We start from the raw sequence: 22,491 nt of genomic DNA on the forward strand, positions 1-22,491 counted from the left end.
CATCGTCTGCTACTTTCCATTATAGACGATGCCTACTCCATTTCAATGAGCAGATCGCCAGTTTCGATCGCTTCGCCCGCTTTGACGTAAACGGCCTTGACTTTTCCGTCCTGCGGCGCCTGGATGGTCGTCTCCATCTTCATCGCTTCGCTGACGAGGAGGTGTTCGCCTTTGCGTACCTTGTCCCCTTCGGACACGAGCACTTTCAACACTTTGCCCGGCATCGAGGCGCCCAGGTGAGCGGAGTTTTGCGGATCAGCCTTGCGCCGGATCGTCTCCGAGACTTTGGCCGACTGGTCGCGGACGAAAATTTCCCGCGGCTGTCCGTTCAGCTCGAAGTAAATGATGCGGCGGCCGTCCGGATGCAGTTCGCCGACGGCAACCAGCTTGATAATCAACGTTTTCCCGCGCTCGATCGTAATCGCCGTCTCTTCGCCTGGACGCAGCCCGTAGAAGAACGTAGGGGTGTTCAGGACGGACAGGTCGCCGTATTCTTTCAGGCGCTGGTCATATTGCAGGTACACTTGCGGGTACATGATGTACGACAGCACATCCAGCTCGCTCGGCTCGCGTCCGATTTTTTCCACCAGCTCAGCAGCGACCTCGTTAAAATCAATCGGCGCCAGCAGTTCGCCAGGGCGAGCGGTGAAAGCGTCGCGGCCTTTCAGCACGAGCTGTTGCAAACGTTTCGGGAAGCCGCCTGGCGGTTGGCCCAGGTAGCCTTGGAAAAACTGGATGACAGAGTCCGGGAAGTCGAGGCGTTCGCCTTTTTCCCAAATGTTTTCTTCGTTCAGGTTGTTTTGCACCATGAACAGGGCCAGGTCGCCGACGACCTTGGAGGAAGGGGTGACCTTCACGATGTCGCCGCACATCTGGTTGACGACAGCGTACATGCGCTTCACCTCGTCCCAGCGTCCTTCCAGACCGACCGCTTTAGCCTGCTGTTCCAGGTTGGTGTACTGGCCGCCCGGCATTTCGTGGACGTACACTTCTGTGTTGCTGGCCTTCATGCCGCTCTCGAAGCCTTGGTAGTACGGGCGGACGTCCTCCCAGTAATCGGACAGCTTGTTGAACGACTCAAGCGACAGGCCCGTATCGCGCTCGGTGTGGGCGAGGCTCGCGATCAAGCCGTTCAGGCTCGGTTGCGAGGTCAGGCCGGACATGGAGCTGACGCACGCGTCGACGATATCGACTCCTGCTTCGACTGCTTTGAGCAGCATCGCCGCGCCGTTGCCGGACGTATCGTGCGTGTGCAGGTGGATCGGAATGCCGATTTCCTGCTTCAAGGCGGAGACGAGCTCATAGGCAGCGTAAGGTTTTAAGAGGCCCGCCATGTCTTTGATGGCGAGGATGTGCGCCCCGGCTTTTTCCAGCTCTTTTGCCAGGTTGACGTAGTAGGACAGGGTGTATTTCGTTTTGGTCGGGTCCAAAATGTCGCCCGTGTAGCAAATCGCCGCTTCGGCCACTTTGCCTGTTTCGCGCACCGCATCAATCGCTGTCTGCATGCCCGGCAGCCAGTTCAGGCTGTCGAAGATCCGGAAGACGTCGATGCCGTTTTCCGCAGAAGCTTTGACAAACGCCTGAATGACGTTGTCCGGGTAGTTCGTGTAGCCGACTGCGTTTGCCCCGCGCAAAAGCATCTGGAACAGGACGTTCGGGATGCGCTCGCGCAAAATTTGCAGCCGCTCCCACGGCGATTCCTGCAAGAAGCGCATGGACGTGTCAAACGTGGCACCGCCCCACATCTCCAGGGAGAAAAGTCCCGCGCCGAGCTTGCCTGTCGCTTCGGCAATCGAGGCGAGGTCGTAGGTGCGCACGCGTGTGGCAAACAAAGACTGGTGGGCATCGCGGAATGTCGTGTCGGTCACGAGCACCTGCTTTTGCTCCTGAATCCAGCGGACGAGGCCAGCGGCGCCTTCCTTGTCCAAAATTTGCTTCGTGCCGTCCGGATACGGCTGGGCAAACGGCGTGCGCGGAATGCGCGGGGTGTCAAAGTGCGGCTTTTTGTCCGGCTTTGCCATGCCCGGATAGCCGTTGACAATCGTGTTGCCGATGTACGATAGTAGTTTCGAACCCCTGTCCTGACGACCGGGGAACACGAACAGCTCCGGCTTTGTATCAATGAAGGAGGTGTCGTAGTTCCCGCTGAGGAAATCAGGATGCGTCACGACGTTCTCCAGGAAAGGCAGGTTGGTTTTCACACCGCGGATGCGGAATTCGCGCAGCGTTCGAAGCATTTTGCGCGCGGCCTGGTCAAAGCTGGTTCCGTACGTGGAGATTTTGACCAAAAGCGAATCGTAAAACGGTGTGATGATCGCGCCGGGATAGCCGTTTCCGCCGTCGAGACGGACGCCGAAGCCACCGCCGGAGCGCCAGGCTGACAGGCGGCCAGCATCGGGCAGGAAGTTGTTTTCCGCATCTTCGGTCGTTACGCGACACTGGATCGCATAGCCGCTCATTTGAATCTGGGACTGCGAGGCGATCCCGATTTCCGGATCGGAGAGGGCGTGTCCTTCCGCGACGCGGATTTGCGACTGCACGATGTCGATGCCGGTAATCAGCTCGGTAATCGTATGCTCCACCTGAATGCGCGGATTGACTTCAATGAAGTAAAAGCGCTTATCCGGCGTGAGCAAAAACTCGACCGTCCCCGCGTTGGAGTAGCCAGCTTTTTTCATGAGGGTGAGAGCGGCCTGGCAAATTTCTTCCCGCAGGTTGTCGTCAAGAGAAAGGCTTGGCGCCACTTCCACGACTTTTTGGTGGCGTCTTTGGACGGAGCAGTCGCGCTCGTACAAATGCACGATGTTGCCGTGGTTGTCGCCCAGTATTTGCACTTCGATATGTTTGGGCTGTTCCAGATAGCGTTCCAAATACACTTTGGCGTTGCCAAACGATGAACGTGCTTCGGATCGGGCGCGATCAAGCGACTCCTGCAGCTCGTCCTGGCTGCGCACGATGCGCATGCCGCGGCCGCCGCCGCCGGAAACCCCTTTGATGATGATCGGATAGCCGTACTCTTTGGCAAACAGAAGAGCTTCCTGCAGCGATTCGATCGGCTCCGGCGTCCCTGGAATGACCGGAATTTGCGCTTCGATGGCAAGCTTGCGCGCTTCTACCTTGTCACCGAATTTTTCAATCAGTTCAGGAGAAGGTCCGATGAAAATGATCCCTTCCTCCTGGCAGCGCTTGGCGAAATCGGCATTTTCGGCGAGGAAGCCATACCCTGGGTGGATCGCATCGATATCGTTGCGCTTGGCGATCTCGATGATGCTGTCGATATCCAGATAGGCTTCAATCGGGCCTTTTCCGGCACCGACGAGGTAGGACTCGTCCGCTTTGAAACGATGAATCGAGACGTTGTCTTGCTCGGAGTAAATCGCGACAGTGCGAATGCCGAGCTCAGTGGCAGCGCGGAAGATGCGGATCGCGATCTCGCCGCGGTTTGCTACCAGTAACCGATTGATCTTTCTCTTTGCCAAATTTCTCTCCCCCTCCGTCTCATGACGAGACATGAAAAAATATATATAGCATAAATATACAAAATTTTCGCTATACAAGACACCCTTTTTTCTTTTTCACCATCAGCGAACAGATTGGAGTGAGTCCATGTGCAAAAGCAGCTTCCCGTTTTCGTTTACGGCACATTGCTAAAAGGTTTTCACAATCATGCGCTTTGCGTCAAGCCGTTTCCCCATACGGAAGCCAAGGCGACGATCGAAGGAGAAATCTATCATTTGCCAGAAGGCTATCCCGGCTTGCTGCTGGGGGAAGGGGCGGAAGTGACAGGCGCGATTCTTGACTTTGCCCCTGAGGTGTACGAAAAGGCATTGGCTGTCCTCGACGAGCTGGAGACGTATTATGGACAGGGGGACCCGCGCAACGAGTACGAGCGGACTGTCGTTGTTGCCCGTTTGGCCGAAACGGGGCAGGAGGTGCCCGTGTACGTCTATCGCTACCTGGACCATGACTACGTGAGACAAGCCGGGACCAAGGTAGAGCACGGCGACTGGCGGAGGTTTATGGAAGAGGCGGCTGAATAGCAGAGGCGCGTTTTGCCAAAACTGGTAGGGTAAAGGAGGGACCCTGCCATGGAATTGATGAATGCGAACCCTGCGCAAATCTGGCGCTTGCTGATTCCGCAAAGCTTCTGGATGTTTTCCGAGGAAGTTCCCGAAGACGAACTGATCTTCCATTATCGCGACCATATTTATTTTGTGAACCAGGATGGCTCGGTCTTGGCGCTGCCCAAGCCGGCCTGCTTTGAGACGCTGGATATGGGCACGCTGCTGGAGTATTTGGCTACGTCTGACGACACGATTGACTTTGACGACGAGGGCCAGTTTGACTACGGCTTTGTGCTGAAGCAGATGGGCTACATCGTCCCCGTCAGGGAGAAGCGGGAGAAGGCTACCTATCAGATCGAAATTATCAACACCGCCCTGCCAAAAGCGCACGGAACCCGCTACGAGATGAAGCATGTCGACTTCGTCTTCGCCCTCTATCACGCGCTGATGCGTTGCCACGAGCTGAACGCGAAAACCGACTGGGAGTACGAGCACGAAGTGAAGCGGATCGTGAAGGGCGATGCCAAATCGTCAGGGAAAGTGCAAGTGAATCTGTAATTTCTACTATTGGCATAGTGAAAAAAAGTGAATGATAGGGTATGATAAATGAGGTACATATGAAAGATTTGGTGAGGAGGAAGAAATCATGACAACTGCTGTTGAACGTCAAGGCGCATTTGTTTTCAAAGGGGGTCCTGTAACCCTGCTCGGTCCGGAAATCAAAGTGGGAGATACTGCTCCTAACTTCACCGTAGTAGGCGGCGACCTGTCCCCTGTTACACTGGACGATTCCAAAGGAACCGTGCGCATCATCTCTGTAATCCCGTCCATCGACACTGGCGTTTGCGACGCGCAAACTCGCCGCTTCAACGAAGAGGCTGCCGGTCTGGAAGGCGTAACTGTGCTGACTGTATCCGTTGACCTGCCATTCGCGCAAAACCGCTGGTGCGGTGCTGCTGGCATCGACAAAGTGAAAACTGTCTCTGACCACAAAGACCTGTCCTTCGGTACGGCTTACGGCGTAGCGATCAAGGAGTTCCGTCTTTTGTCCCGCGCTGTTTTCGTTGTCGATGCAAACGACAAGGTTGTCTATGCAGAATACGTGCCTGCTGCTGGCGAGCATCCAAACTACGAAGCTGCGATCGCTGCTGCGAAAGCTGCGAAGTAAGTTTCGCGCCATAAGCTGGTATTGAGGAAACCCCCTGTTCGTCCTGGAGACGAGAGGGGGTTTTTGCTTTTGCTGCGGTTGGGCCAGAGCGTTTCCTGTGTTTGGAAAAAAAGGCTTGACGATTTTAGTAACCAGTGGTTATATTATTACCAACGGTTACTAACCACTGGTTACTTCTTCGGTGGACATCAGATCAGGAGTGAAGCTTAATCATGGCAAGCAGACAGGAAGTACGTTCAGAGGAAACGAAGCGCGCCATCCTTGCTGCGGCGACAGCGCTTTTCGCGGAGCGGGGATTCGAAGCCGTCTCGATTCGCGAGATCGCCAAGGCCGCAGGCTGCTCCCATACGACGCTCTACATTTATTTCAAAGACAAGGAAGCGCTCCTGCATCAGCTCTCCAAAGGCCCGCTGCAAAGCCTGGCCGAGCAGATGGAGCGCACGCTGGCAAACGAAGCCGTACCCCCCGAGGCGAAGCTGCGCGAAATCAGCCGACAGTTCATCCGCTTTTGCCTCGGCAACCGCAACATGTACACGCTGTTTTTCATGGTGAAAGCATCCCGCATCGACGTCGAGCAGCCGGAAAAAGAGCTCCAGGCGCTGCGCACGCATTTGTTTGCGCTGCTGCGCCGGGCGATGCAGCTCTCCTTGCCCGAAGAGGTCGGGGAAGCGGAAGCGCTTGCGTTTTCACGGATTTACTTTTATACGTTGCACGGCATTGTCGGGACTTATACGCATTCAGAGGAAACGCTGGACGGTCTGCTGGAGAGATTGGCCCCGACGTTCGATCTCGCTGTCGACGTCATCCTCGCGGGCAGCAAACAACTGATGACAAGGAGTGGTTGAAGATGAAAGCAGAGCAAATCTCGGCGCATATATGGTGCATCAAGGCGTGGATGCTGATTCCCGTGCGCGTCTGGGCGGTGCTGGAGGAGGACGGCGTGACCCTGGTCGATGCGGGGATGCCGTTCATGGCAAAAGGCATTGCGGCTTTTTTGAAAAAACAAGGCGCGGGCCCGCTGAAGCGCATCTTGCTGACGCACGGCCACTCCGATCATGTCGGGGCCGTCCAAAAGCTCGTCGCGGCGGAGCAAGTGCCAGTGTATGCGCATCGGATCGAGATTCCGTACATGGAAGGCCGCGAGCTGTACCCGCGCCGCAAAAAACGGGAGTTCAACGTACAGGCTGGCCTGGCGCAGCCGCTGCCGGAAGCAGAAGGCGGAGGATTGGCCGCCATCGCCGGACTGCAGCCGTATTGGACGCCAGGCCATTCGCCAGGGCATGTCATCTACTATCACGAGCAGGATCGTGTGCTGTTGGCGGGCGACTTGTTTACGTCGAAGCGAGGCAGGCTGCATCGTCCTATGCCGATGTTCACCGCTGACATGACAGAGGCGGTGAAAAGCAGCCGGATTTTGCGGCAGCTTCAGCCGCTGCGGCTGGAAGTATGCCATGGCGATGCCGTGCACAATCCCGCCGAGCAACTCGACGGGTATTTGGCCGAAATGTCCCGCACCTTTTCCATTCCGGCGAGCACGCTACAGTAGGGACAAAAGCGCAAAGCTCAGTCGTGCGACAGTCTTTTGCTCATCAGGACGCTGCGGTAGTTGGTCGTGCTCCACTGCGCGTACGCGATGAAGCGATAGCCTTTTGCCGCGTAGTAGCGTCTGAGATGTTCCGCCCCTTCGGCCGTATCCAGCGCAAGTTCCGTGGCCCCGTCCGCGATCGCCAGCTCTTCTGCGCGCTGGATGAAGAGGCTGCCGATGCCGTGCTTGCGATAACGGTGATCGACAGCGAATTGGCCGAATTTGGCGACGAACGGCTCGTCGTACCAGGGCGTGCCTTTTGTCTTGGCTGGCGGATAGTAAGAAATGGTCGCGATGATTTGACCGTCAAGCAAGCCGACTAGACAGGTAGCGGAGGCGATTCTTTTCGCGGTAGTGGCTGCGTCCTGGCTCGCGGCGACAAAGTGGAAACCCATTTCGGCAAGCGTTTGATAAGCGGTGTTCAACAGGCGGGTCAATGCTTCCAGCGAGTCACGCTGCGGATCAAACTCGCGAATGAGCAGGCCGGAGCGTTCACTGACAGACGGTTCGGTCATCCTTATCTCTCCATTCTTTTGCGAGGCATGGCCGCGCCTCCAGGTGAATTTACTAGGACGTGTCTGAAAACTAAAGAAAATGTGGTATGATTTAGGAAAAACGAATGGAGCAACGAGCATGATTCAAAGACGGTACGAAATAAACGATGAACAGTGGGAACAAATTCAGGACATGTTCCCCCCCTATCGAACAGGACGTCCGTCCAAATTAAGTAATCGTACCATGTTTAATGCCATTCTTTGGATTGCCCGAAGTGGTGCGGCTTGGCGAGATTTGCCGGAAGAACTTTATGGTTCATGGAAAACGGTCTACAGTCGCTTCTGCAAGTGGAGAGATACCGGATTACTTGTCGCCATCTTCCAAGCTCTTCACGTAGAACCTGACTTTGAAAACTTGAGCATCGATTCTACATCGGTCAAAGCTCATCAACACAGTGCGGGTGCTAAAAAAACGCAGAAGGACACGAAGTAAATCAGCACATAGGCGTCAGCCGTGGCGGAAAGACAACCAAACTTCATACCGTCGTCGATGGATTAGGGAATCCCCTCGCTTTTCTTCTCACGGGGGGGCACGTCTATGATTCCGTTCCAGCGATCAATTTGCTTCAAGGGTTTGATCTTACGGGAAGCCATATTGTTGGTGACAAAGCCTACGGCTCAGAAGGCATTCGGCATTGGATTACGGCTAAGCAGGCAGCGTACACCATCCCGCCTAAAGCGAATAATAAAAATCCTTGGAAAGTGGATTGGTATCGCTATAAAGAACGGCACTTGGTGGAGTGCTTCTTCAATAAAATCAAACATTTTCGACGAATCGCTACTCGTTACGACAAGCTGGCCAAATCATTCCTAGCGTTTGTATATGTCGCGTCCATCTTTAAACTAACTCAATAATGAGTTTTCAGACACATCCTAGATAGAATAGCACGAATTTCCAAAAACGGTTGAAACGAATCGCTCTTTTTTTCGTCTAATGGGAGAGGTGATTGGATGAAAAAGGTAGAAAGGATAGCCGCGCTGTACGTGGCAACTGCCTTGCTCTTGGCAGGCTGCCAGATTGGCTGGGTCCATCAGCCGCATTCGCAACAGCTCGCCCAACCGCCGGAGCCTGTCATCGCGTGGCAAGGAAAAACAGCGGCGACGGTTCCGACCTCATCCTGCTGGAGCTACGAAAACGAGGCGGTCTGCAAAGATATGGCCGCTCCCCCGGAAGTGATCGGCGAACAAAAGCCCAAGCCGCTGCAGGTGAGTCCGGGAGCCGTGCTGACGGTTACGTTTTCGCCCCCGCCTACAGATGAATCGTTGACGGTTGCGCAATGGATCGGGACGAAGCGAATCGAGCAATTGCTGGAAAACGGCAACCAGTGGAAGGTGCCCGAGCAGCCAGGCTGGTATTTGTTCGACGTGCGCGGCCAGTGGAGCCAGGGAGATGCGGGACATGCCTTCGTGATTGAGGTCAGGCAAAACGGGCAGCAGCGCCCGCTGTAGCAGAAGCAGGTTGTCCTTGCGGCGGGTCTTTTTGCTATACTGGACAGCAGGGAATGCAGGGAAGACCTAAAGGAGAGACAACATGCAGGAAGAATTGATACGCTTTACGGCGGACGAGGCAGATGAGGGCCAGACGGTACGGGAAGTGCTGCAAAAGCGCTACGGTGTGTCGCGCCGCTTGCTGATCCGGGCCAAATTCAAAGGAACGATTACGCGCAACGGCACGCTCGTGTTTGTGAACGAACGGCTGCAAGCCGGGGATGAACTGGCTGTCATGGTAGACATAGAGGAAGAAGAGACGGTGGCTCCCGAAGAAATGCCGCTATGTATCCGCTACGAGGACGAGGACTTGATGGTGATCGCAAAGCCGGCCGGCCTGGTCGTGCATCCGACGGGCAACCATCCGGGAGGCACGCTTGCCAACGGCGTGATCGCCTATTGGAAAAAGCGCGGCGAAGCGAGAAGATTTCGCGCCGTCAACCGTCTGGACAAAGATACGTCTGGCTTGATGATTGTCGCGAAAAATCAGTGGGCGCACGAGCAGTTCAGCCGGATGCAGCAGGACCGGACGCTGCACCGCTATTACCAGGCGATTGCCGAGGGGATCATCGCTTCGGAGGAAGGGACGATTGATGCGCCGATCGGGCTTGCGGAAAACTCCTTTATCACGCGGCAGATTCGGCCGGATGGACAAGCGGCCGTCACGCACTATCGCGTGCTGGCTCGCGGTGACGGCATGACGTTCCTGGAGCTGAAGCTTGCGACGGGGCGCACCCATCAGATTCGGGTGCACATGCAGAGCATCGGGCATTCGCTCGCAGGCGACGACTTGTACGCAGGCGGGCGGGAGCATATCGGCAGGCAGGCGCTGCACGCGGCGCGGCTGTCTTTTGTCCACCCGCGCAGCAAGGAGACGATGGCGTTTGCAGAGCCGCTGCCAGACGACATGCAGGCGTTGTTGCAAAAGTTTTTTCCCGCGCTGCCTGTGCATGACAAGGAAGGGATGTAGCCGAAAAAATTCGGCCATTTCCTCTGGAAAGCTGAAAGCGTTTTCGATATGATAGAAGAAACAGGAAATACGCTGGTTGTCTGCGGGGAAAAATCCCGCAAGATTTTTTTCGGTAGCAGACAGACCCAGCTTGCGCCTGACGCATGTTTCGGCATAGTTGACAAGAGCCAGGGGGAACCCTCTTGTTTGTCATGCACCGGATGAGCGAACGGGGTAAGCTGGGTTTTTTTGTTGTACAGATAAGCATGGATAAGATTTTTATCCAGTAAAAGGGCAACGAAGGCTGTGCCAATCATTGACGCAGCCAGGATTGCTCATCCAAAGAAAAGGAGTGGAGCGCATGAAAGTAGTCTCCTATCGGCCAGACGAGCAAACGGCGTGGCGGGCAGGGCTGCTGCTTGGCGAAACAGTCAGGGACATCGCAAGCGCACTTCCAGGCGCGCCGGGCACGATGCAGGAGCTGCTGGAGCAGTGGGACGCGTGGAGGGAGCGGCTGGCGTCGATTTCCGAAAGCGCACCTGCTTCCGAAACAGACGTGGCGTTGCAGGGGGTGCGTCTTGGATCGCCGTTGCCGCGTCCCGCCAGCTTTCGCGATTTTTACGCCTTCGAGGCGCATGTGAAAACGGCGCGAGCACGCCGCGGGCTGGAGATGATTCCCGAATGGTACGAGTTTCCCGTCTTTTACTTTTCCAACACGGCGGCTTTTAGCGGACCGGAGGCGAGCATTCGGCGGCCGAAGACGACCCGGTGGCTGGACTACGAGCTGGAAGTGGCTTGCGTCATCGGCAAGGCGGGGACGGATATCCCTGTAGAGCGGGCGCACGAGCATATTGCGGGCTACTCGATTCTCAACGACTGGAGCGCGCGCGATATCCAGCGCGAAGAGGTCAAGGTCGGGCTGGGGCCAGCCAAAGGCAAAGACTTCGCTACCTCGATGGGGCCGTGGCTGGTGACGCCAGACGAGCTGGAAGCTGTGCGTGTGCCGGGGGAAAAAGGCGACCGCTACGATCTCGCGATGGTGGCGCGGGTGAACGGCGTGGAGTACTCCCGCGGCAATTTGCGCGACATCCACTATACGTTTGCGGAAATGATCGCGCGCGCCTCGCAGGATTGCATGCTGTATCCGGGCGATGTCATCGGCTCCGGCACGGTTGGCACCGGCTGCATTTTGGAGCTGGGGCCGGAACAGCACGGCTGGCTTGCGCCGGGCGATGTGGTCGAGCTGGAAGTCGAGCGCCTCGGCGTGCTCGTCAATACGATCAGCGAATAACGATGGAAAAAAGGGGGAAGCAGGATGGCTTTTTATCACCGCATGGGAGAAGTGCCGCAAAAGCGACACACGACTTTTTACAAGCCGGATGGAGAGCTGTACCGCGAGCAGGTCATGGGCACGAAAGGCTTTTCCGGGATTCAGTCGATTCTCTATCACCACAACCCGCCGACACAGGTGCGCGAGACGCGCAAATACGCGGACGTGCGCCTGGAACTTGTGGAGCAGGCGGATTTGAAGCATCAGCATTTCAAGACGTTTGACTTGCCGCCAGGGGGCGATCCGATTTTTGGCCGCCGCTATTTGCTCGGGAACAGCGACGTGGTCATGGGCGTCTGCTCGCCGACTGAGCCGATGGACTATTTTTACCGCAATGCGGACGGGGACGAAGTCGTGTTTGTCCACGAGGGCGAGGGCGAGCTGCAGACGATCTTCGGCACGATTGCGTACAGACCTGGCGATTATCTGGTCATCCCGATCGGCACGACGTACCGGATCGTGCCTGCGGTGCAGAGCCGCTTTTTGGTGATCGAGTCGCAAAACGAAATCGTCGCCCCTAAGCGCTATCGCAACGAGCACGGGCAATTGTTGGAACATTCGCCGTTTTGCGAACGGGATATACGCGTGCCGGAAAAGCTGGTGACGCACGTGGAGAGCGGCGACTTCGAAGTGCGCGTCAAACGGCAGTCCGTCGTCTACAGCTACTTTTTCGACTTCCATCCGTTTGATGTCGTGGGCTGGGACGGTTACTTGTATCCGTATGCGCTGAGTATTCACGATTTTGAGCCGATTACCGGCCGGATTCATCAGCCGCCGCCAGTCCACCAGACGTTTGCCGGACAAAACTTCGTCATCTGCTCGTTCGTCCCGCGCCTGTACGACTACCATCCGCAGGCGATCCCCGCGCCTTACTACCACAGTAATGTCGAGAGCGACGAGGTGTTATACTACGTCGACGGCAACTTCATGAGCCGAAAAGGAGTCTACGAAGGTTCGATTACGCTGCACCCGATGGGAATTCCCCACGGGCCGCACCCTGGCAAGGTGGAGGCCAGCATCGGCAAAAAAGAAACGAAGGAGCTGGCAGTGATGCTCGATACGTTCCAGCCGCTTTACGTCACGAAAGAGGCGTTGGCGGTAGAGGACGAAGCGTACATGTCGAGCTGGCTGCCGTCCGAGTGAACGACGTAAAAAGGCGGGATAGGAATGGAAATCGCGATTCGCGAACTGGAGCGACAGGACAAATACAAGTTGTTGATCGGCTGCATCATTCCGCGGCCGATCGCATGGGTAACTTCGCACGATGACAAGGGAGTCGTCAATGCCGCTCCCTTCAGCTACTTCAATGTCGCGAGCATCGAGCCGATGATGGTTTCTGTCGCCGTCATGCGCAAGCCGGGCAGCGTCAGAAAAGATACGGCGCGAAATATTTTGCAGACAGGCGAATTTGTCGTCAATATGGTGGACATCCACAATGTCGATGCGGTCAACCAGACCTCGGCAGACTATCCGCCAGACGTAAGCGAGGTAGACGCGCTCGGGCTGGAGGTTGGCCCGTCTGCGGCGGTCAAGGTTCCAAGGCTGCTTTCGTCGCGCATTCATTTTGAATGCAGGCTGCATAAGATTGTCGAGCTTGGCACCCCCACCACCTCCGATCTCATCATCGGCGAGGTCGTGCATGTGCATGCTGCCGACGAGCTGTATCACGCGGGCAGGATTGACCCGCACGCCTTTGCGCCTGTGAGCAGGCTGGCGGGGCATTCGTATGCGACGCTGGGCGATTTGTTTGACCGTCCGCGTCCTGTCTACGATCCTTCCGCTGGGTCCAAATAGCGCAGATGTTGTGCAAACAGAGAAAAACCGTTCCGGTGTGCGGCTGGAACGGTTTTTCTCGTGTCCGCTCGCGATCGCTAGTTCAGGCCGGGATAGCGGGAAATGGCGTCCGGCCTGATCCAACTGTTGTAGTCGGAGGCGGTCCCGGCATTGGCAGGCGTGCCGTAAGGGGTGGCGTTCGGCTCCAGCCCGAGCGGATGAACCACGCTTTGCTGGTAGTACAGCTCGCGATCGCTTTGAATGTAGGAGCGGTCCTGCCAGCCAGCCGGGGAGCATCCGCCTGTGAACAGGACCAGCAACAGGAGCACAAGTAGCGGCATAGTCGATCACCTCGTATGTAGCGTGACTTATCTGTCCCGATTTCATACGGGCGAAGCGCATATCCGTCCAGGGGCGGAGGACAAATCCCTCTGCGGGCCATTTTGCCGCTGGGCGCTCTCGGGTATCCTTAAAGACATAGAAGGCAAGCGGACACTGTAGAGAGGAAGGAATGGTACGATGGAAAGACGTCTATATCGCTCTTCGCAAGATAAACGATTGTTTGGGGTTTGTGGAGGGATCGCCCAGTTTTTGCGCGTGGACTCGACGCTCGTGCGCGTAGGGGTCGTCATTTTGACCGTTTGCACGGGAATCCCGATTTTGCTCTACATCCTTTTGGCGATGATTATGCCAAAAGAACCGCACTGGGCTTACGCGGGTGACGGGTTCGGCATGTACGATGCTCCGATGGCAGGACGTGCGCGCATGAACGACCTCGATTCTGAAATCGATCGCCTGGAAAAGCGGGCGCTGGTGCAGGAAGTTTATCGCCTGCGGGAAGAACTGAGCAAGTACAAAGGCTTGTAAAAAGTCGAGGGGAGAGGCTTCCTGCCGCGTACGGGGGGCCTTTTTCCTATGCCGACAAGGCACGTCTCTTTTTTGCCGACACAAGAAGCCCTTCCTGGCGTTGTCGGCGGCGAAAAATCAGCGGAACGAAATCGGCAACTTCTGCGCTTTTCGGCATAACATGTAAGGTGGGAGAATGTACATAGGGAGGGAGAAGCAGTGTATCTCGGCGTGTTCGATTTGAATCAGCGTTTGGAGCAAACCCGCAAAATGCTGCGGGAAAAGCAGCACCTGAAAAAGCTGATTGAAGAAGACATCCAAGAGCTTGAGAAAGATGTCCAGGCATTGGAAGCGATGACGAACAAAGAAAAGTACGCAACCAGCGGCCAGTGATAACCGATCGCTGACAACGACAGTAGGTCCCCAAACAGCAAAAAGTGGCGACTGCGCAAAAGGCAGACGGCCACTTTTTACATTGGTCCCGGATGGGGAAAGCAAAAGCTTGCCTGTCGACAGGCTGCTGCGCAAAAGGAAGAGAGACTCGGGCAACGGAATCGAGCCTTTTTGCCCCCGAAAGCTGCCCGCCGCCGCCGCGCAAAAGCGGGACGGCGGCATCACGGCGTTTTGGCGTTTCGCTAATTCGCATCTGCGCCCGCGTCCGTGCAGACAGCGGCAGCGAGCAGTTTCTCGACGATCCCGGGGAGCAACTGAATCGCGGCGCTGTCGGTTCCGTACGTCTGGCTGTCCGCATAAGTGCCTTCCATCAGCAAGATCAGCGTGTAGGCCAGCTCGCGCGGATTCGCTGCGCCGAGGGCGACAGCGCGCTCCAAAAAGGCGTCGGAAATCCGCTTTTGATGCGCGCAGACCAGCTCGCGCACAGGATGGGCAGGGTCGGGAAACTCTACGGCGACGTTGAGGAAGCAGCAGCCGCGAAACTGTTTGGAGGACGCGCGGGCCGCCAGATCGGCAAAAAATTGGACGAGCTGTTCCCGCGGTCGCTCCGGATGCTTCGCCATGCTTTCCTCCCACTCTTGCCAGAAGGCCGCCTGCTTTTTTTGCATGTAGGCGAGGATCAGCGCTGTTTTCGAGGAAAACTGGCGGTAGACGCTCATTTTGTTCATTCCGGCCCGCTCCACGATGGCGTCGACACTGACGGCGTGGATGCCTTCCTGGTAAAAAAGCTCCTCAGCCGCCTGCAAAATCATTTCCTGCGCTTTTTCGCGGGGGACCCGGACTCGCTTCGTGGACGTCATCGGCGAATCAGACCCCATTTTACGCTTTCCACACGTCTGCGACGATCTCGAAGGAGCGCACGCGATCCTCGTGGCGGTACATTTGGGTCGTAATCATCAATTCATCCGCCTGGGTCGCCTCCAGTAGCTCCTGCAGCTTTTGCTTGACGGTGTCCGGGCTGCCGATGATCGAGGAGCGAAGCTGGGCTTGCACGGACATTTTTTCAAACTCGCTCCACAGCTCATCCATATTGTCTACAGGCGGCTGGATCGGTTTCAGATCGCCGCGGATGAGGTTGAGGAACGCCTGGTAGTGCGAGGTCGCCAGCCGCTCGGCAAGCTCATCCGTGTCGGCCGCCATGACGTTGACGCCCACCATGGCATACGGCTCGGACAGCACATCGGATGGACGGAAGCAGTGGCGGTACGTTTGCAGCGCAGGCAAGGTGTAATTGGGCGAAAAATGACCGGCAAACGCGAATGGCAGTCCGAGCAGCCCTGCGAGACGCGCCGAAAAATCGCTGGAGCCAAGCAGCCAGATCGGGATGTTCAAGCCTTCGCCGGGAATAGCCCGCAGCGCGCCGGCATTGTCGCTGGTGCGCGGACGCAAATACTCGCGCAGTTCTTCCAGCAGCTCGGGAAAATCGTCTCCGCCGATCCGCAGGTCGCGCCGCAATGCCCGGGCCGTGCGCTGGTCCGCGCCGGGAGCCCGTCCCAATCCGAGGTCAATACGTCCCGGATAGAGCGACTCCAGCGTGCCGAACTGCTCGGCGATAATCAGCGGGGCGTGATTGGGCAGCATAATCCCGCCGGAGCCGACGCGCATCGTCGAGGTGCCGCCCGCGATGTGGCCGATCAGCACAGCGGTGGCGGAACTGGCGACACTGGGCATGGCGTGGTGCTCGGCGAGCCAGTAGCGGTGAAATCCCCACTTTTCCACCTTTTGCGCCAGGTCCAGGCTGTTTTGAAACGACTGGGCAGCCGTACTGCCTTCTACGATAGGAGCGAGATCCAGAACAGACAGCGGGATGTCGCGCAATGCTTTTGTCATGAAAAGAAACCTCCTCTGAGGGTCAATTTTGTTACTGATCGGTAACAAACGTACTTGCATCTTACGAAGAGGGAAGGGGGCTGTCAATGTTTCAATCGGCTGTGGCGGCACTTTGCGTCCTTTATAAAGTTTGCCGTTAAACCATTCCTTTCTTTAGTACTATATTCCATTATTTGTAAAATAAGACGAACTCTGAGTTTTTGCTGATCTAAAAAGAATATAAAAAAGCTAAAAGGAACTGTCTAAAGTCTTTCAACATATAAGGAAGACTTGGAGCGTTGCTGGCGAAGCCAAAGAGTTTGGTGGTAAAATTAGGAAGAATGACATTCCTGCAAGGGGCCATAGGGTAGTAATGAATAACGCAATTTCCACTATATGTGAAGAATTAGGTGAGGGAATGAAACGGACGCAACTGTTTGTAGATTTGAAAATGAACAGAAAAACGGGTCCATTTTCTGATTTGCTAAGAGAGATGATCCAAACATTCCAAGAGGATGGATACGCAGAAGTGGAGGTATCTCAAGAAGTGAAAATAGACAACAATGAGTATTTAATCATTTTCAATGCAATGGCTAATGAACATAACGAGTGAAGGCACCCATGCGGTGCTTTTTTCTTTTACACGCGCGTATCGTCTGGGAAAACGGGCGGTCTTGTCCACCTCATCATCGGTCGATGACGGAGCAACGTTTCCGAAATACAAAAAGAGGCGTCTCAAAGTCGAAAAATCGACTGTTGAGACAGCCCCTTTCAAGCGCAAGCCAAGCTGCGCAACCGCACATTTTTGTATGTGCCTACTGCTTGGTCAAAATAAGCGGCCCATCCGCAGTAATCGCAATCGTGTGCTCGTACTGGGCCGACAGCTTGCCGTCGCGCGTTCTCGCCGTCCAACCGTCCTCGTCGATGGTCGCATGGTAGGTACCGATATTGAGCATCGGCTCGATGGTGATGACCATGCCTTCCTTGAGGCGCTGGCCTCTGCCCGGAGGACCGAAGTGCGGAACGAACGGCTCCTCGTGCATTTCCTGCCCGATCCCGTGGCCCGTGAAGTCGCGGACAACCGAGTAGCCCTGCGCCTGGGCGTACGTTTGGATCGCGTGGGAAATGTCCCCGATCCGGTTGCCGACAACAGCTTGTTCAATCCCCAGGTACAGCGACTTTTTCGTGACCTCAAGCAGTTTTTTCGCTTCCGGGGAGACGGTGCCCACCTCGTACGACCAGGCGGAATCGGCCAGCCAGCCGTTTTTGCGCACGACCATGTCAATGGTGACGATATCTCCGTCGCGCAGCGGCTCCTTTTTCGGGAAGCCGTGGCAAATCACGTCGTTCACCGACGCGCAGGTGGCATATGGATAGCCGTGAAAGCCTTTTTGTTCAGGAGTGGCGCCATGGCTGGCCAAAAATTCTTCTACAAATTCATCAATTTCCCAGGTCGTGATCCCGGGACGAATCATCGACGCGATTTCGCGATGGCAGGCGGCCAAAATTTTGCCTGCGGCATGCATCAGTTCGATTTCTTCGGGTGTCTTGAGGATAATCATCGACTCTCTCCTTGTCCTCGCGTTAGTTCTCTTGCTCTCTACAGTATATAGTGTAGACCTGTTTGGGGCTAATTGCCACAGGCAAAACCGCATGGTAGGATGAGGAAGAACGAAACAACCGGGGGGTAGGTAGCGTGGACAAGTTTCAAGAGTATCTGGCGAACTACCAGATTCATGTAAAAGACGATATCGAAAAACGGATTGCGTTTATTCGCGAGCAAATTGACGGAAACGGGCTCGGCGGTGTGGTTGTCGGCATTTCCGGCGGTATCGACAGCGCGGTAACGGCTGCGCTGTGTGTACGCGCTCTCGGCCGCGATCGCGTCGTTGGCGTGTGGTTGCCCGCGTACTCGCAAAACGTCCATGCGGAAGACTCGCAGCGCCTGGCGGAAGCGATCGGACTCAACCTGCACACCGTCGATGTAGGCCCTGCCTACGATGCGCTCGTGCCCGCCATTGAAGGCGTGCTTGCGCTTGGCGACAAGACAAAAGGAAATACGAAAGCCCGTCTGCGCATGACCGTGCTGTACGCGATTGCCAATCAAAAAGGCTACCTCGTCGCGGATACGTGCAACCGCAGCGAAATTCACGTCGGCTATATGACCAAAGGCGGAGACGGCCTGGCCGACTTCAACCCGGTGGCAAGCCTGACGAAGCACGAAATGCGCATCCTCGCAGCCGAGCTTGGCGTGCCGGAGTCGATTATTACCAAAGCGCCTTCTGCCGATCTGTGGGAAGGCCAGACAGATGAGCAGGAAATGGGCTTTACGTACGAGGACCTCGACCGCCTGCTGATTACAGGCGAGACCAGACCGGAAGCAAAAGAACGGATCGACTACCTGCACCGCATCTCGGAGCACAAGCGCAATCTGATGCCAGGTATTTAATATGGCCGACTACAAGCTGTTTACCAGTTGCCTGTGGCAGACGACCAGCGCCGTCGTTTCGACGGACGATCGGCTCTACCTGTTTGACCCTGCCTATTTTCCGCACGAGATCGAGGCGATTGCCGACTACGTGCAAAGCGTGCGAGACGGGCGGGAGCTCGTTCTCGTCCTGACGCACGGCGACTGGGATCACATCGCGGGCTACCCTCGCTTCCCGGACGCCAGGCTGATCGGGCACAAACAGATTGCGTCGCCTGAGCGGCTTGCCAAACAACTGCGGAAAACAAACCGATTTGACGGCTCGTACTATGTGCATCGCCCGTACGAGCTGGTTCCCCCCTCTGTTTGACAAGCTGGTCGAGCAGACGGAAGCGTGGGAGGAAGTAAAATTTCTCCCCGTGCCCGGGCATAAGCAAGACCAGTTGGCGACGCTTTTTTGCGCGCAAAAGCTGCTCGTGGCAGGCGACATGCTCTCCAATCTCGAGTTTCCTTTTATTGCGGACAGTAGCGACTATGCAGCCAGTCTGGCCGCGATCCAGAAGCTGGTGGAGGACGGCGAGATCGCGGAGGTCGTGCCGGGGCACGGCGTTCCGGCGAAAGGGCGCGAGGAAATCATGCACCGGATCAGGCGCGACCAGCAGTATCTGCACGATACGCGAACGCTCATCTTCGAAGGGGTGGCAGCCGGACTGGACGAACAGACCTTGACCGAGCGTTTTGGGCAAATTTGTTACGACGGCCAGCCGATCAACGAACATTTGCGCGATGCCCACGAGCAGAACCGGGTGCAACTGATGAAGGAAGCCAAGTCGCTTACGGGTTGATTATTGGGCGGTTTTGTACGATAATAGAGGTTACGCACAAAACTTTCGAGGAAAGAGGTGGAACAGATGTCGACGACTGAATTGATGCTGCGAACAAGTCTGGAAGGCCGCGTGAAGCGTACGTTGCAAACGTATTTCCGCCGTCCTAACGACGTGTTGGTAAAGGAAAGCCTCGGAGCGAACGGCCTGTCCCCAGAACAAGTGGAAGTTACGATGGAGCTCTTGACACAAGGCTATACTGTTGCTGAAATCATTGAGCAACTGCGGAATAAAGGCTACTTCGCATAAGCTGCACAGGAAAAAGACCGGACTGACAAGCATTTGTCGGTACCGGCCTTTTTTATTTGTCCGAAGCGAAGCGCTGTGGCCGTCAAGGCGACGTGCGGCTTTGCGACAGCGAGCGGCGCCCTTTTTTCCGGCGATACAACTGCAAAGCTCCGTGCACCAAAAAGTAGCTGGCGAATGCGACGAAGAGGCCCATTACGGCGCTTCCCGTGAAGTAAGCCAGCCCCTTGTCCTGCATCCAGACGAGCCACTCCCGCCAGGCGGCCTGATGCGGGTCTGTGGGATGCTGTAACGGTTTGCCGACTAAAGCGTACCCAATATTGTAGTTGATGACCATGAAGATCGGCAGGACGAGCTTTCCGATGACAAACGCGATCAAGCCGGCCGGCAAGCTGGCGCGAAACAGCCTGACCAGCGGAAAGAGCAGCAAAAAGGCGAGGCCAAAGGTAGGCAAGGTGATAAACTCCACAAAAATTCCTACCGAAAAGCCGCGGGCGACAAAAGACGGGGCACCCTTCATGCGGATCAGCTTGTAGTATTCGAGTTTCAGTTTTCGATACAGTTTGGTCCACATCCGCTGTCCCTCGTTTGTCGTGTGGTCATGTGCTGCCGTTTTCGTCGGATCAACAAGAGTATGTCCAGTTTTCTATAGATTCATAGCTTTCCCCGCTCCCCGCCGCCAACAAAAGCGTATCATTTGTGAATGGTACTATCTTTTGGCATAATGGAGAGGGCAGACCTGCAAGAAAAGTGGTGGACTTTCATGACAGAGGTTATGGGAACATTTGGCGACTATATTGCGCAGTACGGTTATGGAGCTCTGTTTGGCTTGTTTTTTCTGGGAATTTTGGGGATGCCGCTGCCGGAAGAGACCTTGCTCGTTTTCTCCGGGTTTTTGGTTTCGACTGGCCAACTCGCATACTGGCCTACTTTTCTGGTCTGCTTCTTGGGCTCTGTAACGGCGATGACGACGGCTTACTGGATCGGCCGGACATTGGGCTTCCCTTTTCTGGAGCGCTACGGAAAACGGCTCGGAATGGGCTACACCGTCTATAAAAAAACGGAAGAATGGTTCAACCGCGTAGGAAAATGGGCGCTGCCGCTCGGCTACTTTATTCCGGGCGTGCGCCAGTTTACTGCCTACTTTGCAGGGATTACAAGACTGCCATTTCCGACCTTCCTGCTGTACACGTATGCGGGCGGACTGTTTTGGAGCCTGCTGTTCGTCACCTTGGGCTGGCAGTTGGGAGAGCGCTGGGACGAGCTGTTCAATCTCATCTCGCGCAATTTGGCGATCTTTTTTATCGCGGTGTTCGCAATCATTGCGGCCTGGTCGTACTTTCGGCATCAGGCGAGTTTGAAAAAGCAAAAACGGAGGGGAATGCAATGAGTGAAGAGAATCGGCAGGAAAACCAGCAGGCAAGCCAGCTTCCGGCAGTGCGCCAGCCGGAGCAGCTCGTTCCGATCGAATTGCCGGAGGTGCATCAGCGCTTTTACGATAAACTGCGAGCCAAGATCGAGGCATTTATTAAAGACAAGGGCGTAAACGACACGGTCGCCAGCTATATTTTGCTCGCGCCCGACCTGTTCGTGCTGCTTGCGCGCCTGCTGCTCGACAAGCGCGTCGGCGTCCAGTCCAAGGCGGTTGCCGGAGTGGCTGTTGCGTACTTCATTACGCCGATCGACTTTATTCCGGAGGCGCTTGTGGGAGGCTTTGGCCTGCTGGACGACGTCATTTTGGCCGTCTACGCCCTGCGCCGGATTTTGGTGGACGTGGACGAAAAAATCGTTCGCGAGCATTGGAACGGCAAAGATGACTTGCTCGCCGTCATTACCAAGGTCGTGAAGTCGGCGGATGACCTCGTCGGCAAAAAAATCGTGAAAAAGCTGGAAGAAACTTTGTTCCGAAAAAAATAAACAGGATGGGACACAGATGACAAAATATTTGCTTGATTATCAAGAGGGAGAGCGTGTTGTCGCTTTTTGCCTGGTGAAGAACAAGGAAGCCGGGGTCGCAAGCAACCAGAGCGAGTATTTGAATCTGGAACTGGGAGATCGCTCCGGGACGATCATGGCGAAGTTGTGGGACGTCAGCCCGGAAATGAAAGAGTGGATCGCCGTCAAATCGGTCGTAAAAATTGATGCCACCGTCCAGTTGTACCGGGGGAAAAAGCAACTGGTGATCCAGCGCATCCGCCCGGCAGCGGCATCAGACGAAGTCGCGATGGAGTCGCTCATCCCTGTGTCGCCTGTTCCGGTGGACGAGCTGTGGACGAAGCTGGAAGCGACAGTGGACAGCTTGAAGAGCAACACGCTCAAGGCGATCATCCGGGAGGCGCTCGCCACGGAGGAGATCAGGGACCGGCTCCGCCATTACCCGGCAGGGGTGCGGATGCACCACAACTATTATCACGGGCTTTTGGAGCATATCGTCTCGTTGCTGACAGCGGCGCAAAGCTTGCTGCCGCTCTATCCGCAGGTCGACAGGGACGTCTTGTACGCGACCTGCATCCTGCACGATATCGGCAAGCTGTACGAGCTGTCTGACCCGATCGCCCCGGATTACACCACGCCAGGCCAACTGATCGGCCATCTGGTTATGGGCGTAGAGATGGTGAGCGGCATTTGCCGCAAGCTCGACATTCCGCTGGGGGATGCCGAAGTGCTGCATCTCAAGCATTGCATCCTGAGCCACCACGGGGAAGTGGAAAACGGCTGGGGAAGCGCAGTATCCGGCAAGACGCCGACTGCGGTCCTGTTCCACTACCTCGACCAGATTGACAGTAAAATGAATGCGCTCGGACAGACGCTTGCCGACATGAGCGAAGACGAAGAATGGGCGTACGCCGGAGCGCTCAGACGAAAAGTTTGGCGGGGCTATTAACGTATCCGCAGCCTTGCTAGAGAAACGAGA

At 55.9% G+C, this 22,491-nt stretch carries 28 protein-coding genes; 21 read left to right on the forward strand and 7 right to left on the reverse strand.

Going from position 1 to position 22,491, the window contains the following annotated elements:
* Positions 1-32: 32 nt before the first annotated feature.
* Entirely contained in the window at positions 33-3,479 is a 3,447-nt protein-coding gene (gene pyc / locus BA6348_RS10545) for a pyruvate carboxylase (RefSeq protein WP_007784636.1), read from the reverse strand.
* Positions 3,480-3,608: 129 nt separating this feature from the next.
* Between pyc and BA6348_RS10550 the strand changes: the two genes are divergently transcribed.
* From BA6348_RS10550 to BA6348_RS10570, 5 genes are all read left to right on the forward strand, one after another.
* A complete protein-coding gene (locus tag BA6348_RS10550; protein WP_005835440.1) occupies positions 3,609-4,040 on the forward strand; it encodes a gamma-glutamylcyclotransferase family protein in 432 nt (143 codons plus the stop codon).
* A gap of 48 nt (positions 4,041-4,088) precedes the next feature.
* Complete coding sequence (locus BA6348_RS10555) at positions 4,089-4,622, forward strand: hypothetical protein (protein WP_005835441.1); 534 nt, start codon at positions 4,089-4,091, stop codon at positions 4,620-4,622.
* An 88-nt stretch (positions 4,623-4,710) separates the two neighbouring features.
* Positions 4,711-5,232: a thiol peroxidase gene (gene tpx / locus BA6348_RS10560; protein ID WP_005835444.1), complete on the forward strand. Its 522-nt coding sequence runs from the start codon at positions 4,711-4,713 to the stop codon at positions 5,230-5,232.
* A gap of 212 nt (positions 5,233-5,444) precedes the next feature.
* The gene (locus tag BA6348_RS10565; RefSeq protein WP_122953080.1) at positions 5,445-6,077 is read left to right on the forward strand and encodes a TetR/AcrR family transcriptional regulator; all 633 of its coding nucleotides are present in this window, start codon (positions 5,445-5,447) and stop codon (positions 6,075-6,077) included.
* A gap of 2 nt (positions 6,078-6,079) precedes the next feature.
* The gene (locus BA6348_RS10570) at positions 6,080-6,778 is read left to right on the forward strand and encodes an MBL fold metallo-hydrolase (RefSeq protein ID WP_026557512.1); all 699 of its coding nucleotides are present in this window, start codon (positions 6,080-6,082) and stop codon (positions 6,776-6,778) included.
* 17 nt (positions 6,779-6,795) lie between these two features.
* Here BA6348_RS10570 and BA6348_RS10575 read toward each other — a convergent pair whose 3' ends face one another.
* Entirely contained in the window at positions 6,796-7,332 is a 537-nt protein-coding gene (locus tag BA6348_RS10575; protein WP_005835448.1) for a GNAT family N-acetyltransferase, read from the reverse strand.
* A gap of 118 nt (positions 7,333-7,450) precedes the next feature.
* On the opposite strand from BA6348_RS10575, the gene BA6348_RS10580 reads away from it, so the two are divergent.
* From BA6348_RS10580 to BA6348_RS10605, 6 genes are all read left to right on the forward strand, one after another.
* Positions 7,451-8,226 (forward strand): IS5 family transposase gene (locus BA6348_RS10580; protein WP_198508421.1). Its coding sequence is split into 2 segments (ribosomal slippage): positions 7,451-7,778 and positions 7,778-8,226, totalling 777 coding nucleotides; the frame shifts between segments, so codons are not numbered across the junction.
* Between the two features lie 96 nt (positions 8,227-8,322).
* The gene (locus tag BA6348_RS10585; RefSeq protein ID WP_005835450.1) at positions 8,323-8,820 is read left to right on the forward strand and encodes a hypothetical protein; all 498 of its coding nucleotides are present in this window, start codon (positions 8,323-8,325) and stop codon (positions 8,818-8,820) included.
* Between the two features lie 82 nt (positions 8,821-8,902).
* The gene (locus BA6348_RS10590) at positions 8,903-9,829 is read left to right on the forward strand and encodes an RluA family pseudouridine synthase (protein WP_005835452.1); all 927 of its coding nucleotides are present in this window, start codon (positions 8,903-8,905) and stop codon (positions 9,827-9,829) included.
* A gap of 340 nt (positions 9,830-10,169) precedes the next feature.
* Positions 10,170-11,099 (forward strand): fumarylacetoacetate hydrolase family protein, encoded by a 930-nt coding sequence (locus BA6348_RS10595; protein ID WP_122953060.1) that lies wholly within the window; start codon positions 10,170-10,172, stop codon positions 11,097-11,099.
* 24 nt (positions 11,100-11,123) lie between these two features.
* On the forward strand, positions 11,124-12,281 hold the full coding sequence (locus BA6348_RS10600) for a homogentisate 1,2-dioxygenase (protein WP_026557510.1): 1,158 nt from the start codon (positions 11,124-11,126) through the stop codon (positions 12,279-12,281).
* Between the two features lie 24 nt (positions 12,282-12,305).
* On the forward strand, positions 12,306-12,932 hold the full coding sequence (locus tag BA6348_RS10605) for a flavin reductase family protein (protein ID WP_122953059.1): 627 nt from the start codon (positions 12,306-12,308) through the stop codon (positions 12,930-12,932).
* A gap of 77 nt (positions 12,933-13,009) precedes the next feature.
* Here the strand turns inward: BA6348_RS10605 and BA6348_RS10610 are convergent, their stop codons facing one another.
* The gene (locus BA6348_RS10610) at positions 13,010-13,252 is read right to left on the reverse strand and encodes a hypothetical protein (RefSeq protein ID WP_005835460.1); all 243 of its coding nucleotides are present in this window, start codon (positions 13,250-13,252) and stop codon (positions 13,010-13,012) included.
* A 178-nt stretch (positions 13,253-13,430) separates the two neighbouring features.
* Between BA6348_RS10610 and BA6348_RS10615 the strand changes: the two genes are divergently transcribed.
* The gene (locus BA6348_RS10615) at positions 13,431-13,778 is read left to right on the forward strand and encodes a PspC domain-containing protein (RefSeq protein ID WP_007784626.1); all 348 of its coding nucleotides are present in this window, start codon (positions 13,431-13,433) and stop codon (positions 13,776-13,778) included.
* 198 nt (positions 13,779-13,976) lie between these two features.
* The gene (locus BA6348_RS26635; RefSeq protein WP_005835464.1) at positions 13,977-14,150 is read left to right on the forward strand and encodes a hypothetical protein; all 174 of its coding nucleotides are present in this window, start codon (positions 13,977-13,979) and stop codon (positions 14,148-14,150) included.
* Between the two features lie 242 nt (positions 14,151-14,392).
* Here BA6348_RS26635 and BA6348_RS10620 read toward each other — a convergent pair whose 3' ends face one another.
* A complete protein-coding gene (locus BA6348_RS10620; RefSeq protein WP_007784624.1) occupies positions 14,393-15,028 on the reverse strand; it encodes a TetR/AcrR family transcriptional regulator in 636 nt (211 codons plus the stop codon).
* Position 15,029: 1 nt separating this feature from the next.
* Entirely contained in the window at positions 15,030-16,040 is a 1,011-nt protein-coding gene (locus tag BA6348_RS10625) for an LLM class flavin-dependent oxidoreductase (protein WP_005835467.1), read from the reverse strand.
* A 352-nt stretch (positions 16,041-16,392) separates the two neighbouring features.
* On the opposite strand from BA6348_RS10625, the gene BA6348_RS10630 reads away from it, so the two are divergent.
* Complete coding sequence (locus tag BA6348_RS10630; RefSeq protein WP_007784622.1) at positions 16,393-16,632, forward strand: hypothetical protein; 240 nt, start codon at positions 16,393-16,395, stop codon at positions 16,630-16,632.
* 202 nt (positions 16,633-16,834) lie between these two features.
* On the opposite strand, the gene map is transcribed toward BA6348_RS10630, so the two are convergent.
* Positions 16,835-17,581: a type I methionyl aminopeptidase gene (map, locus tag BA6348_RS10635; protein WP_122953058.1), complete on the reverse strand. Its 747-nt coding sequence runs from the start codon at positions 17,579-17,581 to the stop codon at positions 16,835-16,837.
* Positions 17,582-17,715: 134 nt separating this feature from the next.
* On the opposite strand from map, the gene nadE reads away from it, so the two are divergent.
* The 4 genes from nadE (at position 17,716) to BA6348_RS10650 (ending at position 19,580) form a co-directional block, all read left to right on the forward strand.
* Complete coding sequence (gene nadE, locus BA6348_RS10640) at positions 17,716-18,468, forward strand: NAD(+) synthase (RefSeq protein ID WP_007784620.1); 753 nt, start codon at positions 17,716-17,718, stop codon at positions 18,466-18,468.
* Position 18,469: 1 nt separating this feature from the next.
* Positions 18,470-18,817 (forward strand): MBL fold metallo-hydrolase, encoded by a 348-nt coding sequence (locus BA6348_RS27310; protein ID WP_238501288.1) that lies wholly within the window; start codon positions 18,470-18,472, stop codon positions 18,815-18,817.
* Positions 18,777-19,292 carry an MBL fold metallo-hydrolase gene (locus BA6348_RS27315; protein ID WP_007784616.1) on the forward strand — a complete coding sequence of 172 codons (516 nt, stop codon included), beginning with the start codon at positions 18,777-18,779 and terminating at the stop codon, positions 19,290-19,292. Before BA6348_RS27310 ends, BA6348_RS27315 begins: the two co-directional genes overlap by 41 nt.
* A 66-nt stretch (positions 19,293-19,358) precedes the next feature.
* Positions 19,359-19,580 (forward strand): hypothetical protein, encoded by a 222-nt coding sequence (locus BA6348_RS10650; RefSeq protein ID WP_007784614.1) that lies wholly within the window; start codon positions 19,359-19,361, stop codon positions 19,578-19,580.
* 82 nt (positions 19,581-19,662) lie between these two features.
* Here the strand turns inward: BA6348_RS10650 and BA6348_RS10655 are convergent, their stop codons facing one another.
* Positions 19,663-20,151 carry a DUF2062 domain-containing protein gene (locus BA6348_RS10655; RefSeq protein ID WP_122953057.1) on the reverse strand — a complete coding sequence of 163 codons (489 nt, stop codon included), beginning with the start codon at positions 20,149-20,151 and terminating at the stop codon, positions 19,663-19,665.
* Positions 20,152-20,340: 189 nt separating this feature from the next.
* Here BA6348_RS10655 and BA6348_RS10660 point away from each other — a divergent pair, with 189 nt between their 5' ends.
* The 3 genes from BA6348_RS10660 to BA6348_RS10670 are packed head-to-tail and all read left to right on the forward strand — an operon-like array spanning position 20,341 to position 22,461.
* The gene (locus BA6348_RS10660; protein WP_005828971.1) at positions 20,341-20,967 is read left to right on the forward strand and encodes a DedA family protein; all 627 of its coding nucleotides are present in this window, start codon (positions 20,341-20,343) and stop codon (positions 20,965-20,967) included.
* Positions 20,964-21,494: a YkvA family protein gene (locus BA6348_RS10665; protein WP_005828969.1), complete on the forward strand. Its 531-nt coding sequence runs from the start codon at positions 20,964-20,966 to the stop codon at positions 21,492-21,494. Before BA6348_RS10660 ends, BA6348_RS10665 begins: the two co-directional genes overlap by 4 nt.
* A 16-nt stretch (positions 21,495-21,510) precedes the next feature.
* A complete protein-coding gene (locus BA6348_RS10670) occupies positions 21,511-22,461 on the forward strand; it encodes a 3'-5' exoribonuclease YhaM family protein (RefSeq protein WP_005828967.1) in 951 nt (316 codons plus the stop codon).
* Positions 22,462-22,491 lie beyond the last annotated feature (30 nt).

Source organism: Brevibacillus agri, assembly GCF_004117055.1.
Taxonomy (GTDB): domain Bacteria; phylum Bacillota; class Bacilli; order Brevibacillales; family Brevibacillaceae; genus Brevibacillus; species Brevibacillus agri.

What these genes read in the sequence shown, in the direction of transcription:
- BA6348_RS10555 (WP_005835441.1), top strand. Translation starts at nt 4,089, where the DNA reads ATGGAATTGATGAATGCGAACCCTGCGCAAATCTGGCGCTTGCTGATT.
- tpx (WP_005835444.1), top strand. Translation starts at nt 4,711, where the DNA reads ATGACAACTGCTGTTGAACGTCAAGGCGCATTTGTTTTCAAAGGGGGT.
- BA6348_RS10565 (WP_122953080.1), top strand. Translation starts at nt 5,445, where the DNA reads ATGGCAAGCAGACAGGAAGTACGTTCAGAGGAAACGAAGCGCGCCATC.
- BA6348_RS10570 (WP_026557512.1), top strand. Translation starts at nt 6,080, where the DNA reads ATGAAAGCAGAGCAAATCTCGGCGCATATATGGTGCATCAAGGCGTGG.
- BA6348_RS10575 (WP_005835448.1), bottom strand. Translation starts at nt 7,332, where the DNA reads ATGACCGAACCGTCTGTCAGTGAACGCTCCGGCCTGCTCATTCGCGAG.
- BA6348_RS10585 (WP_005835450.1), top strand. Translation starts at nt 8,323, where the DNA reads ATGAAAAAGGTAGAAAGGATAGCCGCGCTGTACGTGGCAACTGCCTTG.
- BA6348_RS10590 (WP_005835452.1), top strand. Translation starts at nt 8,903, where the DNA reads ATGCAGGAAGAATTGATACGCTTTACGGCGGACGAGGCAGATGAGGGC.
- BA6348_RS10595 (WP_122953060.1), top strand. Translation starts at nt 10,170, where the DNA reads ATGAAAGTAGTCTCCTATCGGCCAGACGAGCAAACGGCGTGGCGGGCA.
- BA6348_RS10600 (WP_026557510.1), top strand. Translation starts at nt 11,124, where the DNA reads ATGGCTTTTTATCACCGCATGGGAGAAGTGCCGCAAAAGCGACACACG.
- BA6348_RS10605 (WP_122953059.1), top strand. Translation starts at nt 12,306, where the DNA reads ATGGAAATCGCGATTCGCGAACTGGAGCGACAGGACAAATACAAGTTG.
- BA6348_RS10610 (WP_005835460.1), bottom strand. Translation starts at nt 13,252, where the DNA reads ATGCCGCTACTTGTGCTCCTGTTGCTGGTCCTGTTCACAGGCGGATGC.
- BA6348_RS10615 (WP_007784626.1), top strand. Translation starts at nt 13,431, where the DNA reads ATGGAAAGACGTCTATATCGCTCTTCGCAAGATAAACGATTGTTTGGG.
- BA6348_RS10620 (WP_007784624.1), bottom strand. Translation starts at nt 15,028, where the DNA reads ATGGGGTCTGATTCGCCGATGACGTCCACGAAGCGAGTCCGGGTCCCC.
- BA6348_RS10625 (WP_005835467.1), bottom strand. Translation starts at nt 16,040, where the DNA reads ATGACAAAAGCATTGCGCGACATCCCGCTGTCTGTTCTGGATCTCGCT.
- BA6348_RS10630 (WP_007784622.1), top strand. Translation starts at nt 16,393, where the DNA reads ATGAATAACGCAATTTCCACTATATGTGAAGAATTAGGTGAGGGAATG.
- map (WP_122953058.1), bottom strand. Translation starts at nt 17,581, where the DNA reads ATGATTATCCTCAAGACACCCGAAGAAATCGAACTGATGCATGCCGCA.
- BA6348_RS27310 (WP_238501288.1), top strand. Translation starts at nt 18,470, where the DNA reads ATGGCCGACTACAAGCTGTTTACCAGTTGCCTGTGGCAGACGACCAGC.
- BA6348_RS27315 (WP_007784616.1), top strand. Translation starts at nt 18,777, where the DNA reads ATGTGCATCGCCCGTACGAGCTGGTTCCCCCCTCTGTTTGACAAGCTG.
- BA6348_RS10650 (WP_007784614.1), top strand. Translation starts at nt 19,359, where the DNA reads ATGTCGACGACTGAATTGATGCTGCGAACAAGTCTGGAAGGCCGCGTG.
- BA6348_RS10655 (WP_122953057.1), bottom strand. Translation starts at nt 20,151, where the DNA reads ATGTGGACCAAACTGTATCGAAAACTGAAACTCGAATACTACAAGCTG.
- BA6348_RS10660 (WP_005828971.1), top strand. Translation starts at nt 20,341, where the DNA reads ATGACAGAGGTTATGGGAACATTTGGCGACTATATTGCGCAGTACGGT.
- BA6348_RS10665 (WP_005828969.1), top strand. Translation starts at nt 20,964, where the DNA reads ATGAGTGAAGAGAATCGGCAGGAAAACCAGCAGGCAAGCCAGCTTCCG.
- BA6348_RS10670 (WP_005828967.1), top strand. Translation starts at nt 21,511, where the DNA reads ATGACAAAATATTTGCTTGATTATCAAGAGGGAGAGCGTGTTGTCGCT.